General features: G+C 72.6%; 16 protein-coding genes. 3 read left to right on the top strand and 13 right to left on the bottom strand.

Annotated elements, in window-relative coordinates; all coding sequences use genetic code 11:
- Window positions 1-76 precede the first annotated feature (76 nt).
- The 9 genes from ACZ4WH_RS20665 to ACZ4WH_RS20625 all read right to left on the bottom strand — a co-directional run bounded on the left by ACZ4WH_RS20665 (window position 77) and on the right by ACZ4WH_RS20625 (window position 10,065).
- Window positions 77-1,366 carry a methylaspartate mutase gene (locus ACZ4WH_RS20665; protein ID WP_468182402.1) on the bottom strand — a complete coding sequence of 430 codons (1,290 nt, stop codon included), beginning with the start codon at window positions 1,364-1,366 and terminating at the stop codon, window positions 77-79.
- On the bottom strand, window positions 1,363-1,815 hold the full coding sequence (locus ACZ4WH_RS20660; protein WP_468182400.1) for a cobalamin B12-binding domain-containing protein: 453 nt from the start codon (window positions 1,813-1,815) through the stop codon (window positions 1,363-1,365). The genes ACZ4WH_RS20665 and ACZ4WH_RS20660 overlap by 4 nt, the downstream gene beginning before the upstream one ends.
- Complete coding sequence (locus ACZ4WH_RS20655; protein WP_468182398.1) at window positions 1,815-3,053, bottom strand: type III PLP-dependent enzyme domain-containing protein; 1,239 nt, start codon at window positions 3,051-3,053, stop codon at window positions 1,815-1,817. Before ACZ4WH_RS20655 ends, ACZ4WH_RS20660 begins: the two co-directional genes overlap by 1 nt.
- A complete protein-coding gene (locus tag ACZ4WH_RS20650; protein ID WP_468182396.1) occupies window positions 3,050-4,576 on the bottom strand; it encodes an AMP-binding protein in 1,527 nt (508 codons plus the stop codon). Before ACZ4WH_RS20650 ends, ACZ4WH_RS20655 begins: the two co-directional genes overlap by 4 nt.
- Window positions 4,573-6,135 (bottom strand): amino acid adenylation domain-containing protein, encoded by a 1,563-nt coding sequence (locus ACZ4WH_RS20645; RefSeq protein ID WP_468182509.1) that lies wholly within the window; start codon window positions 6,133-6,135, stop codon window positions 4,573-4,575. The genes ACZ4WH_RS20650 and ACZ4WH_RS20645 overlap by 4 nt, the downstream gene beginning before the upstream one ends.
- A 25-nt stretch (window positions 6,136-6,160) precedes the next feature.
- Window positions 6,161-6,412, bottom strand: a complete 252-nt coding sequence (locus ACZ4WH_RS20640) for a phosphopantetheine-binding protein (protein WP_030656347.1) — start codon at window positions 6,410-6,412, stop codon at window positions 6,161-6,163.
- Window positions 6,413-6,438: 26 nt separating this feature from the next.
- Complete coding sequence (locus tag ACZ4WH_RS20635; RefSeq protein WP_468182394.1) at window positions 6,439-7,374, bottom strand: ACP S-malonyltransferase; 936 nt, start codon at window positions 7,372-7,374, stop codon at window positions 6,439-6,441.
- A 75-nt stretch (window positions 7,375-7,449) separates the two neighbouring features.
- A complete protein-coding gene (locus ACZ4WH_RS20630; RefSeq protein ID WP_468182392.1) occupies window positions 7,450-8,346 on the bottom strand; it encodes a proline iminopeptidase-family hydrolase in 897 nt (298 codons plus the stop codon).
- A gap of 363 nt (window positions 8,347-8,709) precedes the next feature.
- Window positions 8,710-10,065 (bottom strand): MFS transporter, encoded by a 1,356-nt coding sequence (locus tag ACZ4WH_RS20625; protein ID WP_468182390.1) that lies wholly within the window; start codon window positions 10,063-10,065, stop codon window positions 8,710-8,712.
- Between the two features lie 638 nt (window positions 10,066-10,703).
- On the opposite strand from ACZ4WH_RS20625, the gene ACZ4WH_RS20620 reads away from it, so the two are divergent.
- The 3 genes from ACZ4WH_RS20620 to ACZ4WH_RS20610 are packed head-to-tail and all read left to right on the top strand — an operon-like array spanning window position 10,704 to window position 13,448.
- Entirely contained in the window at window positions 10,704-11,936 is a 1,233-nt protein-coding gene (locus ACZ4WH_RS20620; RefSeq protein ID WP_468182507.1) for a cytochrome P450, read from the top strand.
- A 58-nt stretch (window positions 11,937-11,994) separates the two neighbouring features.
- A complete protein-coding gene (locus ACZ4WH_RS20615; protein WP_468182388.1) occupies window positions 11,995-13,230 on the top strand; it encodes a cytochrome P450 in 1,236 nt (411 codons plus the stop codon).
- A 26-nt stretch (window positions 13,231-13,256) separates the two neighbouring features.
- Window positions 13,257-13,448, top strand: coding sequence for a ferredoxin (locus ACZ4WH_RS20610; RefSeq protein WP_468182386.1), 192 nt, complete (start codon window positions 13,257-13,259; stop codon window positions 13,446-13,448).
- An 82-nt stretch (window positions 13,449-13,530) separates the two neighbouring features.
- On the opposite strand, the gene ACZ4WH_RS20605 is transcribed toward ACZ4WH_RS20610, so the two are convergent.
- The 4 genes from ACZ4WH_RS20605 to ACZ4WH_RS20590 all read right to left on the bottom strand — a co-directional run bounded on the left by ACZ4WH_RS20605 (window position 13,531) and on the right by ACZ4WH_RS20590 (window position 17,101).
- Entirely contained in the window at window positions 13,531-14,397 is an 867-nt protein-coding gene (locus tag ACZ4WH_RS20605) for an SDR family oxidoreductase (RefSeq protein WP_468182384.1), read from the bottom strand.
- Complete coding sequence (locus tag ACZ4WH_RS20600) at window positions 14,394-15,149, bottom strand: thioesterase II family protein (RefSeq protein ID WP_468182382.1); 756 nt, start codon at window positions 15,147-15,149, stop codon at window positions 14,394-14,396. The genes ACZ4WH_RS20605 and ACZ4WH_RS20600 overlap by 4 nt, the downstream gene beginning before the upstream one ends.
- Before the next feature lie 111 nt (window positions 15,150-15,260).
- A complete protein-coding gene (locus tag ACZ4WH_RS20595; protein WP_468182380.1) occupies window positions 15,261-15,905 on the bottom strand; it encodes a response regulator in 645 nt (214 codons plus the stop codon).
- Window positions 15,869-17,101 (bottom strand): sensor histidine kinase, encoded by a 1,233-nt coding sequence (locus tag ACZ4WH_RS20590; protein WP_468182378.1) that lies wholly within the window; start codon window positions 17,099-17,101, stop codon window positions 15,869-15,871. Before ACZ4WH_RS20590 ends, ACZ4WH_RS20595 begins: the two co-directional genes overlap by 37 nt.
- Between the last annotated feature and the right edge of the window lie 116 nt (window positions 17,102-17,217).

Raw genomic sequence — 17,217 nt, 5'->3', positions numbered from 1 at the left:
ATCTCCACTTTCGGCCGACACCGGTTTTCCTCACCTTTTTCCACACCGTAGTGACGGCCCCGGAAAGGCCACACCCTTAAGCACCCCTAGGGGCCGGCAGGTCGACCCGCCCTGTGCCCCCGGGGTCGCGCCGGTCGAACGAACGGCGTACATAGGACAGCGAGTCGAGCAGATCCGCGGAGGTGATGGCCCGGGCCGGGCGTACGTCGGCGACGCCGTGCAGCGGCATCTTTCCGATGTCGGCCCAGCACAGCCGGCCGTCCGCGGCGATGTAACTCCGGCTGAATCCGGCATTGTCCGGATGCAGACAGTACGGAACGTCGAGATATCCCTTGGCGAATGCCGCGAGCAGCGCGGCACCGAGGTCGTCGTCCAGTTCCAGCACGGCGCTCACCAGCGCCGACGCCTCGGCGTAGGTCTGGGTTCCGGTGCCGTCGAGCGGGGCGCGCGGCGTCCGCGCGGCGACCGCCGCCGCGTATTCGAGGGCGGCGACGTTCTCGGCGACCGACGGAATGCGGCGGGATTCCGCGACGGTTTTCACGATGAGCCGTTCGGAGCCGCTGGCGACGGCGAGTTCGGCCGCTTTCCCGAGCAGTCGGTAGGCGCCTTCCTCGGTTTCCGGGAACAGCCCCATGTAGGCGTAGACGACGACATGCCATTCGGTGTCCGGAAGCAGTCGCGCGCACAGGCTGCGCAACGCGGCCACCGCTTCGGCGTCCTGGCGCGGGTCGGTCTGCTGGGCGTAACTCACCGAAATGCTCCGGATGCCGTGCCGGCGGAAGAACAGCGCCTCCAGCACGCTGACCGCGACGAGCAGTCCGGGCGGGCAGAGCTGGCCGAGGACGCAGCCGCCGAAGGTCTCCAGGTGCGGTTCGGCGCCCGACTCGCGCAGCGCGGCGAGCAGTTCGCAGGAGACGGCCCAGTGGGCGACGGACTCGCGCAGCGGGACCCGGCCGTAGGGCAGGCAGTAGGAGACCGGTCCGCCCTCGGAGGCGTCGAGCCCGACGGCCGTCAGCGCCCGGAAGATGTCCTCCGGCGCGGCCGAGCCGTGCCGGACCTGGACCGGGAAGTCGGGTCCGTGGACCCCGTCGAGGACGTTCAGGGTGGTGGTCGTCTCGTGGCTCACGATCGGGTAGCCGTTGAGGGCGACGCCCTCCAGGACGGCCAGTTCGGCCGACTCCAGGTCGCCGACCCGGGTGTAGCTGTCCAGGGTGATCGTGCCGACGGTGGTCGCCGCGGCGCGCCGGGTGGCGAGCAGCCCGGCCCGCATCCGTTCCGGGCTGCTCATTCCCATCCGGGGCTGGACCACCAGGTGGCCGGCGTCGTGAGCCCGGCGCACGAACGCGCCGAACCCGACGCCGGTCACACCAGGGCCCGCTGCGGCAGCGTGTCGAGCATCCGCCGGAAGGCGGCGACGCCCTCGGCGCTGTCGTCGAACACCGCGTCGTAGCCGGCGGCGCGCAGCGCGGCCACCTCGTCGCCGCCGCAGGGGCCGGCGATGCCGAGCTTGCCGCCGATGACGGCGGGGACACCGGCGAGTCCCGGGTGTTCGCGCAGCCGGGTGACGGTCCGCATGCCGTCGTGGTAGCCGTGGCCGTTGACGCTGCTGATCACGATGAGGGCCGGGCGCTGCGCGAGGGCCTCGGCGATGAGCAGGTCCTCGGGGACGCAGGGGCCGAGGTTGACCACGCGGTGCCCGTGCTCCTCCAGGAGGAGCTGGAGGTAGACGAGGTTCCAGGTGTGGGAGTCGGAGATGCCGCCGGCCACGAGCACGGGCTGGTCGCCGGGGGCGGGGGCGGTCGGGAAGGGGCTCATCACAGGGCCTGTCCGTGGTCGTAGGTGCGGGTGTGCCGGATGCGGGAGACGGAGACGAGGGCGTCGCCGCGGACGACGATCTCGGCGGGGGCGGGACGGCCGAGGAACATCAGCAGGCTGGCCGTCGGGCCGTAGGCGCCCGCGTTGGGCACGGTGAGCAGGTCGCCCGGTGCCAGTTCGGGCAGCGGGACGTTCCGGCCGAGCAGGTCGCCCGGGGTGCACAGCGGGCCGGCGAGGCTCGCGGGGGTGCCGTCCGCGCCGACGGACTCGTGCGGCTCGACGGACACCGGCAGGATGCGGCCGAGTCCGGACATGCCGCCGAAGGTGTTGATGCCGGCGTCGAGGACGAGGTAGCGGGTGTCGCGGCTGTCCTTGACGTTGACGACGGAGGTGAGCAGGGTGCCGCTGTCGGCGACCAGGTAGCGGCCCGACTCGCAGGCGATCCGGGGGGCGCCGTCCCGCCAGCCGGGGAAGTGCTCGTCCAGGGCCTCGGTCAGGGCGTCGCGCAGTCCGTCGTAGACCGGCCGCTCGCCCTGCACGGCGTACGGCGCGGAGAACCCGCCGCCGATGTCGAGGAAGCGGAACGTGACGCCGAGGGCGTCCTGGAGGGCGGCGGCGGTGGCGACGGTGTGGCGGAACTCGGCGACGAGGCTGGCCTCGTCCTTGGCGTTGCTCAGCGGGAAGAAGTGCAGTCCGGCGATGCTGGTGCCGGGCACCTCGCGCAGTGCGGCGGCGAGGCCGGGCAGGGTCTCGCTGTCGAAGCCGAACTGCGAGGGCACGCCGGTCATGCGGATGCTGGTGGCGGCGGCACCGGTGGCGTTGTTCACCCGGATCAGGCAGTCGGCGGTGAGGCCGAGCTTCAGCGCGGTCTCACCGACGCGGCGGAGGTCGCCGTAGGACTCGGTGGAGAACAGGCGGACACCACGCGTCAGCGCCTCGGTCAGTTCCTCGGTGGTCTTGCCTGGCCCGGTGTAGAGAATCCGGTCGCCGGGGAAGCCGGCCCGCAGGGCGGCGTCGAGTTCGCCGACGGAGCTGATCTCGACGCGGCAGCCTCGGGTGCCGCCGGTGCGCAGCTCGCGCAGCAGCTCGGGGTGCGGGTTGGCCTTGGCGGCGTAGAACACCTCGACCTCGTCGGGCAGCGCGGCGAACAGGTCGTCGCGGGCGGCCGCCACCCGGTCCAGGTCGTAGACGTAGGAGGGGGTGCCGAAGCGCTCGGCCAGCTCGGTGGGGCCGGTCACGGGGTGGTTCCTTCCAGGAGGCGGGCGAGCTGCTTGCGGTCGTGCTTTCCGTGCGGGGTCAGCGGCAGCTCGGCCACGACGCGGCTCACGCCGGGCACCTTGGCGGGCTCCAGCCGCAGGGACAGCTCCTTCAGCAGGGCGTGCGGGTCGATGTCGCCCTCGGCGAACACGGCGAGGTCGCGGCCGGGGGCGGGCGGCAGGACGGCGGCGGCGCGGACGCCGGGGATGTCGGTGGCGGCGCTCTCGATCTCGGTGGTGCTCATGCGCACGCCCTTGTGCTTGAACATGTCGTCGCGGCGGCCCTCGTAGTACAGGAAGCCGTCCTCGTCCACATGGCCGAAGTCGCCGGTGTGCAGCCGCAGTCCGCCGCCGGGGGCGGGCCGGAAGGCGCGTGCGGTCTGTTCCGGCGCGCGCCAGTAGCCGGGCATGACGTGCGGGCCCTCGACCACGATCTCGCCGGTCTGCCAGGGCGGCAGCGCGTTGCCGTCGTCGTCCACGACGAAGGCGCGGGTGCCGGGCAGCGGGCGGCCGACCGAGTCCGGTTTGGCGTCCTGGTGGGCGGGCGGCAGCACGGAGACCCGCTTGCACTCGGTCTGCCCGAACTGGATGATCACCTCCGCGCCGGGGAACGCGGTGCGCAGCCCGTCGGCGGTGGACTTCGGCAGCGCGGCACCGGTGTTGGTGAACATGCGCACCCGGGACTCCCGGCCGGGTTCGCGTTCGGCGAGGGCGCAGATCATGGTGGCCAGGGACGGCACGATGGGGACGATGGTGGCGCCGGTCTCCCGGATGCGGCGCAGCAGCACCAGGTCGGACTCGCCGTCGGCGAGCACGATCTCGCACCGGCCGGCCGCGGTGAGCAGCACCTTGTAGAGGCCGTAGTCCCAGGAGATGGGGAAGCGGCAGAACACCACGTCGTCGGGGCGGTAGCCGAGTTCGAGGTTGATGGCCTCGGTGGCGAAGACCATCCGGCCGTGCGGGCAGATGACCGCCTTGGGGGCGGCGGTGGAGCCGGAGGTGTAGACGAGGACGGCGGTGTCCTCGGGGTCGACGTCCGCTCCGCCGGAGCGGGCCCCCCGCACCCGCAGCGCGGTGATCTCCCGCCAGGCCTCGCCGAGGCCGAGGACCGGAACGCCGCCGGCGAGGGCGGTGATCCGGTCGACGGCGGGGTCGGTGACGATGACCAGCGCGGGGTCGGCGTTCTCGGCGACCGACCGCAGGTGGTAGTCCTTCATTCCGGTGTTGACGGGGACCAGGACGGCGCCCCGGCGCGCGGTGCCGTACAGCAGCGCGACCAGTTCGCGGGTGCTGGGCAGCTGGACGAGGACCCGGTCGCCGTGGCCGATGCCGCGTTCTTCCAGCCAGGCGTCGACGGCGTGGCTGTGGGCGGCGAGTTCCCGGTAGGTCCAGCGGCCCGCGCCGTCGGTGACCGCCGGGGCGTCGGGGCGCTCGGCGGTGGCCTCGTCGAGCAGGTCGTGCACCCGGGCGTCGGTGCGGGCCTGCGCTGTCGGTTGACCGTTCACTGCGACTCCTGCCGCCTTTCGTGTGTGCGTCCCGCCCCGGTGGCCTGCCGCATGGCCGTGGCCTGGGAGGCGAGCTTCCTGCGGTCGGTCTTGCGGTTGGAGTTGAGCGGGAGCGCGTCCAGGTGGTGGTAGGCGCGCGGGACGACCGCGGCCGGCAGCAGCTCCCTCAGGTGCCGGGCGAGCCGGGCGGGTGGCACGGGCTCGCCGGTGTGGAAGACGGCCAGTTCCACCGTGCCGTCCACGGGCACCGCCACGGTCACGGCGTCCTCGACGCCCGGGCAGGTGCGGGCGGCGGCGTCCACCTCGGCGAGTTCCACCCGCACCCCGTGCACCTGGACCTGGGCGTCCTGGCGGCCCAGGTAGAGCCAGCCGCCGTCGGCGGCGCGCCGGACGCGGTCGCCGGTGCGGTAGAAGCGCCGGCCGTCGTGCTCCAGGAACCGTCCGGTGTCGTCGGCCGGGTCGAGGTAGCCGGGGGTCAACTGCGGTCCGGCGACGCACAGTTCGCCCTCGTCACCGGAGGTGGGGACGCCGGAGGGGTTCAGCAGGAGCGTCTCGTGGCCGGGGTGGACGGCGCCGATGGGCACCATGTCGTTCAGGTACCGGCCCGGCGTCCAGCGGTGCGCGGTGACGGTGACGGTGAGTTCGGTCGGGCCGTACAGGTTCTCCAGGGTCGCGCCCGGCGCGGCGGCGGCCCAGTCCTCGGCGTCCTTGCAGCTGAGCGCCTCCCCCGCGAAGAAGCTCCACCGCAGCGACGGCAGCGCGCCCGGCCCGAGCCCGCCGGTGCGGCGCACCAGGGTGATCGCGCTGGGTGTGGAGAACCACACGGTCATCCGCTGCTCGGCCACGAACTCCGGCAGGTGCGCGTACGCCCGCGCCGGGACCGGTACGACGGCGGCGCCGGCGCCCCAGGCGCAGAACAGGTCGAACATCGCGCAGTCGAAGTTGAGGTCGAAGGTCTGCGAGAAGACGTCGTGCGGTCCGAAGTCGTAGCGCTCGTCGAGCAGCCGGAAGTAGTGCGCGGTGTTGGCGTGGGTGACCGGTACGCCCTTGGGCCGGCCGGTGGAGCCGGAGGTGAACAGCACATAGGCGATGTCGGAGGGCCGGGCCGGCATGGGCGCCTTGAGGGCGCTGTCCGGGTCGACGGCGAGCGCCGGCGCGGGCTGCCCGCCGGGCGCGAACAGGGTCGGCAGCGAGACACCGGCGTCGTGCAGAGCGGTCAGGGCGGGCAGGGCGTCGTCGTCGGCGAGCAGCGCGCCGACCCCGGCGGCCTCGATCATCTGCCGGGTGCGGGCGGCGGGGAAGGCCGGCTGGAGGGGCACGACGGTGACACCGCTGTACAGACCGGCCAGCAGGGCCGCGTACGCCGTGGGTCCCTTGCCGGCCAGCACGCCCACGGCGGGCCGCCGCTCGGGGAGCCCGGCCAGCAGCGAGCCGGCCAGGAGCAGGGCGCGTTCGTGCAGTTCGCGGTAGGTGAGGTCGACGCCGTCGGCGCGCAGCGCGGGCCGGTCCGGGGCGAGGGCCAGACCGCGCGCGAACCGGCCTGACAGCGTGCCGTCCATGGTGGGGTCCACGGTGGCCGTCCCGTCAGCTCGCGGTGCTCTGCAACATGCTCCGCACGGTGTCCCACAGCACGCCGGCGGTGCGGAACGTGTCCATGGTCAGCGCGCTGTCGCGGAAGCGGACCTGGTAGTCCTCCTCCAGCGTGCCGAGGAGCTGGACGGTGCCGAGCGAGTCCAGGCCGAGGTCCTTCAGGTCGGACTCCGGCGTCAGCTCCTCCTGCGGCGGAAGGAACGGCAGGAAGGGGCGGAGTATCTGTTCGAACCGGTCGTCCCACATGGGGGCCTCCAACGTGTCGGGCGGGGTCAGGCGGCGCGCGAGCGGCGCCGGGGGGTCATCGCCAGCCGCGGCTGCGCGGCGACGACGTCGAACTGTCGGGTCGTGCAGGGAACCCGGCCGAAGAGGCTGTCGGGCCCGGCGACGCACAGGCGGCGGGCGCCGGCGTCCTTCAGGGCCGCGGTGACGCTCGGCCAGTTCATCGGGTGGTCGAAGCCGTCGAGCAGCATGGTGCGCAGTTCCTCGCCCGTGTGCAGCAGCCTGCCGTCCTGGTCGGCGACGACGGGCAGCTTCGGGTCGGCGAAGGTGTACCGGGACACCACCTCGCGCGCGGCCTTGTCGCGCAGCGACCGGAACGCCGAGGCGTGCATGGGAGGCCGCATGGTGTACAGCGGGAGGCTGCCGATGGCGCGCAGCCGCTCCTGCATCCACTCCACGCGGCGCTCGGACAGGGAGACCATGTAGAAGCCGTCGTCGACGTGGCAGGAGATCTCGTGCCACTCCCCCGCCGCGTCGAGGTCGGCGAGGATCGCGTCGAGTCCGTCGCGCGGGGCGCGGACGAAGGACAGGGTGACCTTGTCCCGGTGCTCCTCGGCGAAGTACTCCTCCAGGCAGCGGGCGATCTCGGCGGTCAGACGGACCGCGTCGGGCAGCTCCAGGGCGCCGGTGTAGGCGAGGGCGGCCTTCTCGCCGAAGCTGGGCCCGGCCACGATGTCGGGTTCCACGCCGAGGTGGTCCCGGGCCCAGTGGGCGCAGGCCAGGCAGTTGACGAAGAAGGCGACCTGGGCGGCCTCGGAGTAGTCGCCCGCGGAGGTCCGGAAGGCGTCCACGAGCGAGTAGCCGAGCGCCTCGTCGGCGACGGCGACCAGGTCCCGGGCGAAGGGGTTGGCCACCATGAACCTGCCGACCTCGGCGAACGGGACGGGGCCCATGCCGGGGAAGACGAGCGCGGTGTCATGCGTCATGGCGGGATCCCCGCCCCCTTTCACGGACTCGCGGATGTCAGAGGCTCTTGTGGACATCTGAGGCTCTCGAGGGCGTCAGAGGCTCTTGAGGAAGTCGGTCATCACCGCGAAGAACCGTTCCGGTTCCTCCAGGTGCGGAAGATGGCTGGACTCCTCGAAGATCTCCCAGCGCGCTCCGGGGATCTCGTCCTGGTACGGCTGGACGACGGCCGGCGTGGCCTCGTCGTGGCGACCGCTGATCAGCAGGGTCGGCGTGCGGATGCGGTGCAGGTCGCCGACGATCGACCAGTCCTTGAGCGAGCCGATGACATGGAACTCGTTGGGCCCGTTCATCGCGTAGTAGACGGTCGGGTCGTTGTAGATCTCCATGAAGGAGGACAGGAAGTCCCGGGGCCAGGGGCTCACCCGGCACACATGGCGGTCGTAGAAGACCCGCATCGCGGCCAGGTACTCCTCGCTGTCGTACGTGCCGGCCGCCTCGTGCCGCAGCAGGGTCTCCTGCACGCCCGGCGGCAGCTCGCCGCGCAGCCGGGCCATCTCCTGAAGCCATATCGGGTACGACGCGGGCGCGTTGGCGATCACCAGTCCGCGCAGACCGGCCGGGGCGCTCATGGCGTGCCGGGCGCACAGGGGGCCGCCCCAGGACTGCCCGAACAGCACGTAGTCGTCGGCGATCCTCAACTGCTCGACCAGATTGGCGAGTTCCCTCTCGAACAGCTCGACGGTCCAGAACTCGGCGCCCTTGTCGGGCAGATGGGTGGAGCCGCCGTTGCCGAGCTGGTCGTAGTGGACGACGGGCCAGCCGTCCTCGGCGAGCCGGGCCAGCGGCAGCAGATAGTCATGGGTGCTGCCGGGGCCGCCGTGCACGGCGACGACCGCCGGCCGTCCCGCGCCGAGTTCACCGGTCACCCGGTACCAGGTCCGGTACTCCCCGAAGGGGACGGTGCCCTTCGCGCTGGGATCCGGGGACACGCTGATCACCTCTGCTCGGCTGCGGGACGCGGCGGCGGCCGGGGACGGGACGCCGGCCGGGACCGGGAGAGCCGGGGCGGTGGGGTTCCGTGCCCCTGTCGTGGTCCGCCGTGCCTCTGCCCGTGTTCCGCAGCCGACGCTAACCGCCGCCGCGCCACCGCCAGACCCCTAACCGCCCCTAGGCGAGGTCCGGCCGGCCGGGCAGCGCCTAGGGGTCGGCGGGCGGGGGGCGGTGGGCGCCGAAGAGCCGGAATGCGGGGCCAAGCATGAACTCACGGAGGGGAAATGCGGAAGCCGGAAAGCTCCGAGTCCGTGCGTGCGGGAATTCCGGCACACGTGAGGGAATTTCGAGGGCTCAGGAAGTCAAGTGAAGGACTGCCCGTCCATGCGGTCGTCCTCCATGCGGTCGTCCTCCCTTGCGTTCTCCTTTACGTCTTCCTTTGCGCCCTTCTTCGCGTCCTCGGTCGCGTCCGCCGCGCGCTCGACCGGCGCTCCCGGTGAGGTGGACGGCATGCGCCGCAGGAGGGGAAGGCAGCCCAGGAGAAGGAGACCGGCCACGGCCCAGGGGGCGTCGAGACCGGCGTCCTCGGCCACTACGCCGCCCAGCGCGGCGCCCAGCGGCATGGTCCCCCACGCGGCGAGGCGGTAGCCGCTGGTGATCCGGCCCAGCATGCCCGCCGGTGCCAGCCGTTGCCGGAGAGAGACGGTGCACACGTTCCACAGCACCACACCGGCGCTGTTGACGGCCAGCATCAGGGCCACCAGCGGCCACCAGGGCACCGCCGCGACGACCAGGTAGCCGAGCGCCGAGACGGTCACCGACACCAGCAGGCTGCGTCCGGAGCCCAGTCGTGCCGCTGTCCAGGGCGCCGCCCTGGCGCCCGCCAGACTGCCGACGGCCGCCGCCACGAGCATCAGGCCGTAGCCGTGGGCGGGCAGGCCGAGACGTCGCTCCACGTACACCACGAGCACCGCGTAGACCGCCTGCTGACCCACGCCCAGCACCGCCACCACCAGCATGAGGCGGCGCAGGATCCGATGGCCGCCGAGCCACCGCAGGCCGGCCCACGTGTCGCGCAGCAGGCCACCGACACCGCGTTCCACCGGCCCGTCCCCGGTCCGCCGTCCGTCCGGCCACCGCGCGGGAAGCCCGGTGAGCAGGAGTGCCGAGCCGAGGAACGACACGGCGTCCACCGCGAACGGAAGGGGCCGCCACACCGCCCAGAGCGCCGCGCCCGCCGGCGGGCCGAGGAAGCCGGTGCCGGTGATCTGCGCGGCGATGATCCGCGCGTTGGCCCGTTCCAGCTCCCGGTCCGCGGCCAGAGACGGCACGATCGCCTGGGCCGCGCTGTCGAAGAAGACCTCGGCGACGCCGGTGAGGAAGGTGATCAGCACGAGCAGGGGAAGCGGCACCCGCCCGGTCACCGTGTACGCGCACAGCAGCGCCGGCACCGCGCAGCGCACCAGGTCCGCGGCGACCAGGGAACGGCGGGCGGGCATGCGGTCGACGAGGGTGCCGATGACGGGCGCGAGGAGCCAGGCCGCCCGGCCGGCCGCCGCGACCACGGAGACCCAGAACACGTCACGTGTGACAGCCGCCGCCAGCAGGGGCAGCGCCGCGAACCGCACGCCGTCGCCCACGGAGCTGATCGCGTTGGCGGCGACCAGCCGGCTGAGCGGCGCTGTGCGAAGGCGAACGAGGAGGAAGGCAGAGCGCACCGTGCCCCGGTACCCGGGTCCACCGCTGAATCCACGTGCGCCGAACCGGCTTTGTGCGTTCTTTCCCCGGCCACCGATAAAGAGAAGCCGCAGTCGCGAACGACGGTTGACACCCAATTGCCGTCAGCCACAGCCTGGACCAGGCCGTGGGACGCAGCCGAGGCGACGCTCGCCGCGAAGGCGGAGCGAGCCGGGGTCCGGCACCTGATCGAGGCGCCCGGCGCACGCGTGGGACTCCTCACGGACCCGGCCCTGCCCGAGCGGACCCAGCAGGACCTGGCCGCGCTCTTCCGCCGGCATCTGAGCGCCGGCCAGGGCGCGGACCATCTCGCACCCCTGGGCCCCGAGGAGACCGCGACCGCCCGCGACGCCGTACAGCCGATGCGCGACACCGCACCGGAACTGTGGCGAACGGTCGGGGGCGTGTGCGGGTCTGGCCGGGGGTGGTGCGTGCTTGCCGGTCGGTCGGCCGGGGGCCGGTGGCGCGTGGGGGTGCGGTCCCTAGGGGCGCGTAGGGGTTGGGGCCCCCGCCGTGGCTGCTTAGCGTGCGAGGGACGGCCGACAGCGCCGTACCGGCGCCGGGCCCGGACCCGCTCCGATACCGGCGCGTCCCGCTCCCTCCGTGCGAAGAGGACATGATGACTGCACCTGCCGAACCGGCCGACGAGGCCGCGCTGCCGGAGTTCCCGATGCGGCGGGCCTGTCCCTTCAGCCCGCCGGCCGCCTACGCCGAGCTGCGCGAGACCGAGCCGGTCTCCCGGGCACAGCTGAAGGTCAACGGCAAGCCCACCTGGCTGATCACCCGCCACGACCTGTACAAGAAGCTCCTGGGTGACTCCCGGGTCAGCGCCAACCTGAAGCTGCCCGGATATCCCCTCCAGGTGCCGGTCCCGGAGGAGACGCTCCAGTCGGTGCCGCTGACCTTCCTCTCCATGGACCCGCCGGACCACACCGTCCAACGCCGCATGCTGGCCCCGGAGTTCAGCGTCCGGCGGATGCGCGAGCTGCGCGGCCGGGTGCAGCAGATCGTGGACCAGCAGATCGACCAGATGCTCGCCAAGGGCGCGGACGGTCCGGTCGACCTGGTCACCGCGCTCGCGCTGCCGGTGCCGTCCCTCGTCATCTGCGAACTGCTCGGCGTCCCCTACGAGGACCACGGCCGGTTCGAGGAGTGGGCGTGGGCCATCATGAACCACGACATCAGCGACGAGGACCGGGGCATCGCGCACTACGAGCTGGACCGGTACGTCGACGGGCTGGTCACCGCCAAGGAGAGCGAGCCCGGCGACGACATGATCAGCCGGCTGATCGAGTTCAACCGGCAGACGCCGGCGGTGGAGCACTCCGACATCGTCAGCATGTCCAAGCTGATGCTGGTCACCGGGCACGAGACCACCGCCAACATGATCGCCCTGGGCGTGCTGGCCCTGCTGGAGCACCCGGACCAGTTCGCCGCCGTCCGCGAGGAGCCGGAGCTGATGCCGAAGGCGGTGGAGGAGCTGCTGCGCTTCTTCTCCATCTCCGACGCGGGCACCGCCCGGGTCGCCCTGGAGGACATCGAGCTGGGCGGGGTGACCATCCGGGCCGGCGAGGGCATCCTGCCGCTGAACAACGCGGCCAACCACGACGAGCGTGTGTTCCCCGACCCGGACCGCCTCGACGTGCGGCGCGAGGCCCGCAGCCACCTGGCGTTCGGCTACGGCGTCCACCAGTGCATCGGCCAGAACCTGGCACGCATGGAGCTGGACGTCGTCTACTCGACGCTGTTCCGGCGCGTGCCGACGCTGCGCCTGGCCGCCCCGGTCGAGGAGCTGCGGTTCAAGGACGACGCGATCGTCTACGGCCTGTACGAGCTGCCCGTCACCTGGTGACACCGCAACCCCGCCCCCGTACCCCGCTTCCGTCACCGACACGTTCCGAAAGGCAGCCATGACCCAGTCCGCCGACGCCGTACCCGAGACGGGGTCGCCGCTCCCGCAGTTCCCGATGCGGCGCACCTGTCCGTTCAGCGAGCCGCGCGAGTACGCCGAGATGCGCGCGAACGCCCCTGTCTCGCGTGCCGCGTTGAAGGTGAACGGCAAGCCGACCTGGCTGGTCACCCGGCACGAGGACGTCCGGCAGGTGCTGGGCGACAGCCGGGTCAGCTCCAACCTCAAACTGCCGGGCTACCCGCACCAGTTCCACATCCCCGAGGAGATGCTGGCGCAGGTCCGGCTGATGATGCTCAACATGGACCCGCCGGAGCACAGCGCCCAACGCCGGATGCTCATCCCGGAGTTCACGGCGCGGCGGGTGAAGGAGATGCGCCCGCGCATCCAGCAGATCGTGGACGAGCACGTCGACGCGATGCTGGCAACGGGCGGCCCGGTGGACCTGGTCACCGCGCTCGCGCTGCCGGTGCCGTCGCTGGTGATCTGCGAACTGCTCGGCGTGCCCTACGAGGACCACGCCCAGTTCGAGGAGTGGTCGGCCGCGATGATGAACCACGACCTGAGCCCGGCGGAGTACGGGGCCGCGGTGCAGGCCCTGGACATGTACCTCGACAAGCTCGTCACCCTCAAGGAGAACGAGCCGGGCGACGACCTCATCAGCCGGTTCCTGGAGAAGAACCGCACCGAGCGGGTCGCCGACCACGTCGACGTGGTGACGATGGCCCGGCTGATGCTGGTCGGTGGCCACGAGACGACGGCGAACATGATCGCCCTCGGTGTGCTGGCCCTGCTCCGGCACCCCGAGCAGCTGGCGGCGCTGCGGGACGATCCCGCTCTCCTTCCGAACGCCATCGAGGAGTTGCTGCGCGTCTTCTCCATCTCCGACTCCGGCACGGCGCGGGTCGCGGCGGCGGACATCGAGGTCGGCGACGTCACCATCCGCGCCGGCGAGGGCATCCTCGCCCTGAACAACGCCGCCAACCACGACGAGTCGGTCTTCCCGGACCCGGGCACCCTCGACATCCGCCGCAAGGAGGCCCGCAGCCACCTCGCCTTCGGTTACGGCATCCACCAGTGCATCGGCGCCAATCTGGCCCGGGTGGAGCTGGAGACCGTCTACGGCACGCTGCTGCGCCGCATCCCCGGCCTCCGGCTGGCGGCCGAGCCGGACGAGCTGCGCTTCAAGGACGACGCCATGGTCTACGGCGTCTACGAACTCCCCGTCACCTGGTGACGGCCGACCCGAACGGAGTCCCCCTCATGCGTGTCACCGCGGAACGCGACCGGTGCGTGGGCTCCGGCCAGTGCGCGATGCTCAGCCCCGAGGTGTTCGACCAGGACGACGAGGGTCTCGTCGTCGTCCTGCGGGAGGAGCCGGCCGTGGATCTCCACGAGGAGGTCCACCGGGCCGCCGACCTGTGCCCGGCGCGCTCGATCCAGGTGCACGGCTGAGTCTCCGTCTCGTCACAGGCGTGCGCCTCGGCGGTGGGCAGGCCACCGCCGAGGCGCACGCACTGCGTCAACGGACGTTCTTTCAAGGCGCGTTGGCGGGCCGGGGCCCTGCCAGGGACTCGGCCTGGTGGAGGAAGCGGGGCAGCCACTCCTCGTAGGAGACGCCCGTCAGGAACCCCAGTGCCGCTTCCGCGTCCTTGCCGACCACCGTGTGCAGCGGTGTGCCGGGGTCGTCGGCTGCGGCGACGACGGCCTCGGCCGCCTCCGCGCAGTCGGCGGCGCCTTCCGCGACGCGGGCGAGGAACCGGGCCAGCCATGCGTGGTCGGCGTGGTAGGGGTCGTCCTCGGACGGCTGCCCGTCGGCGCCGGCGACGGACCTGCCCTGGATGCGGGAGGCGAAGCTGCCCGGTTCCAGGCAGACCACCCGGATGCCGAAGGGCTGGACCTCCGCGTACAGGGCCTCGCTGAGCGCGCCCAGGGCGGCCTTGCTCGCCGCGTAGAACCCGCCGTGCGGCACGGCGAACGTCCGCCCCGCGAGGGACGAGACGTTGACGATGACGCCGCCGCCACGGGCCCGCATCCCGGGCAGCACGGCGCGCGAGACGCGCAGCGGGCCCCAGACGTTGGTCTCCATCAGTGTGCGCGCCTGGTCGAGCGGCATGGTCTCGACGGGTCCGGTGCGGTCGATGCCCGCGTTGTTGACCAGCACGTCGATGGGTCCGTGCCTCTCCTGCACCGCGGTGACGGCGGCGGTGACGGACGCGTCGTCGGTGACGTCCAGCCGGGGGACGTCGAGGGTGAGGTGCTCGGCGCGGGCGCGCCGGAGCAGTTCCTCCGCGCCGGCGGGGTCGCGGACGCAGGCGTGGACGCGGTCCCCGCGCCGTGCGAACGCCAGCGCCGTCTCCAGGCCGATGCCGCTGCTGCACCCGGTGATGAGGACCGACGTCATGACCGCGCCGCCCACTTCGCCAGCAGCCCCAGGATGTCCCCGGCATGTGCCGTCAGGTAGAAATGGCCGCCGGGGAACACGTGGAACTCGGATGCCGTGTCCGTGTGGCGCGACCAGGCGCGTGCCTCGTCCACGGTGACCTTGGGGTCGTCGTCGCCGACCAGGCTGACGATGGGGCAGGTCAGGTTGGGGCCCGGCTCGTAGGTGTAGGTCTCGGCCGCGCGGTAGTCCGCGCGGATCGCGGGCAGGGCCATGCGGATCAGTTCCTCGTCGTCGAGGATCGTCGCGTCCGTGCCGCTCAACTGCCGCATCTCCTCGATGAGTCCGTCGTCGTCGCGCAGGTGGACCGTCTCGTGGCGCGGGCAGGAAGGGGCGCGGCGGGCGGAGGCGAACAGGGCGCGCGGCACGACGCCGTGGTCGCGTTCCAGCCGGCGGGCGACCTCGAAGCCGAGGGTCGCGCCCATGCTGTGGCCGAAGAGAACCAGGGGGCGGTCCGCCCAGGGCAGCAGGACGGCGGTGACCTGGTCGGCGAGTTCGCTGATGCTCGTGGCGCACGACTCGTTGCGACGGTCCTGGCGCCCCGGGTACTGCACGGCGAGCACCTCCACGGAGGCCGGCATCTTCGCCGACACCGGGTGGTAGAAGGTCGCCGAGCCGCCCGCGTGGGGCAGGCACACCAGCCTGGCCGCCGCGTCCGGGCGGGGATGGTAGCGGCGGATCCAGAGACTGTCCTGCTCGGTGAGCGTGGTCATGGGGGCGGGCGTTCCCTTCCTGGGCTGCGGCGCAGGGCGCGGGGGCGGTGCCCCAGCAGTCTCACGCCCACGACGGGGGCGGACCACCCCTACCCGCCCCAACCGGCGTGCTCAGGCGTTGAGATAGGCCAGTACGGCGAGCACCCGGCGGTTGCTGTCGCTCGACGGAGGCAGCATCAGCTTGGTGAAGATGTTGGAGATGTGCTTCGCCGCCGCCCCCTCGGTGATGGTGAGCCGCTGGGCGATGGCCGTGTTCGAGCACCCCTCCGCCATCAGCTCCAGCACCTCCCGCTCGCGGGCGGTGAGCGCGGCCAACGGCTCGTCCCGGGAGTGACTGGTCATCAGCTGGGCGACCACGGCGGTGTCCATGGCGGTACCGCCGGCCGCGACCCGGCGCACGGCGTCGATGAACTGCTCGTCGTCCAGCACGCTGTCCTTCAGCAGATAGCCGATGCCGCCGGTGCCGTCGGCCAGCAGCTCGCGGGCGTACATCTGCTCGACGTGCTGGGAGAGGACGAGGATCGGCAGGCCGGGCTGTTCGCGACGGGCGCGCAGGGCGGCCTGGAGCCCCTCGGTGGTGAAGGTGGGCGGCAGCCGTACGTCGACGATGGCGATGTCGGGCCGGTGCTCGGTGATCGCGGCGGCGAGGTCCGTGCCGTTGTCGACGGCGGCGGCCACCTCGAAGTCGTACGCCTCCAGCAGTTGGATGATCCCCTGCCTCAGGAGGAAGAGGTCTTCGGCGAGGACAACGCGCACGGCAACTCCATCTTCATCACGGTCGGACCGCCCGGTGGACTGTCGATCTCCAGGACCCCGTCAAAGGATGCCAGCCGCCGTCGGATGCCCGCGAGGCCGCTCCCGGCCGACACGTCGGCGCCGCCGCGGCCGTCGTCGGTGACCCGGGCGTGCAGCATGCCCTCCTCGCACCAGGCGACGACCTCCACGCGCTGCGCGTCGGCGTGCTTGAGGGCGTTGGTGAGCAGCTCGGACACCGCGAAGTAGACGGCGGACTCGACCGGGTCGGGCAGTCGGCCGGGCAGGTCCACCACCACGGTGACATGGAGCGGGCTGGCCAGGCCCAGGGCGCGCAGGGCGTCGGGCAGGCCCCGTTCGGCGAGGACCGGCGGGTGGATGCCGTGGACCAGGTCGCGCAGTTCGCGCAGCGCCTGCACCGACGAGGTGCGGGCCTGCCGCAGCAGCCGCCGGGCCTCCTCCGGGTCCTGGCTCATCTTCCGGTCCACGGCGCCGAGTTGGAGGCCGAGGCTGACGAGGCGGGCTTGGGCGCCGTCGTGCAGGTCGCGTTCGATGCGGCGCAGTTCGGCGGCCTGGATGTCGAGGGCTCCGGAGCGGGTCTCGGACAGGTGCTGGACGCGGGAGGCCAGTTGGGACTGGCGGGTGGGGCCGAGCAGGAAGCGGACGAAGTAGGCGTAGCCCTTGAGCACCAGCGGGCCGAGGAACAGCCAGCCGGTGAGCACGACGAGCGCGAGCAGGGCCGCGGCGAGCGCGGCCGGCCAGCTGTCGACGGTGACGAAGGAGTACCAGCGGCCGTGTCCGTCGTCCGCGAGGGGCTGCCACAGGCCGCAGGCGAGGAACAGCCCCTCCCCCGCGTAGTAGAGCAGCGCGGCCGGGACGAAGCCGGCGAGGCCGACGACGCAGTTGAGGAGCAGCCACAGCAGGTCCCGCCAGGTCGCGGGGTCGGCGAGGATCCACTTGCAGCGCCGTGTCCAGCCGACGATGTCCTTCTCGATCTCCTCCGGTTCGGGCCGGTAGGGCCGCTCCACCGGGACGCCGGAGCGCGCGGCGGCGCGGCGGTTGAGGTCGCACAGCCAGCGCACGGCCCGGGTCAGATAGGGCAGCGCGAGGAAGCCGATCCCGATGAGGCACAGGATGATGAAGTAGGTGGTGGTGACGAAGAGGACGACCGACAGCAGCGCTCCGGTGGCGACGGCCACGCCGACCAGGGTGTCCAGGGTGGCGGGGGGGGGGGGGGGGGGGGGGGGGGGGGGGGGGGGAGGGGGGGGGTGGGGGGGGGGGGGGGGGGGGGGGGGGGGGGGGGGGGGGGGGGGGG

Source organism: Streptomyces sp. NPDC029138, assembly GCF_055564375.1.
Note: the sequence above shows the minus strand (reverse complement) of the source record. Positions and strands in the feature narration are given on the sequence as shown.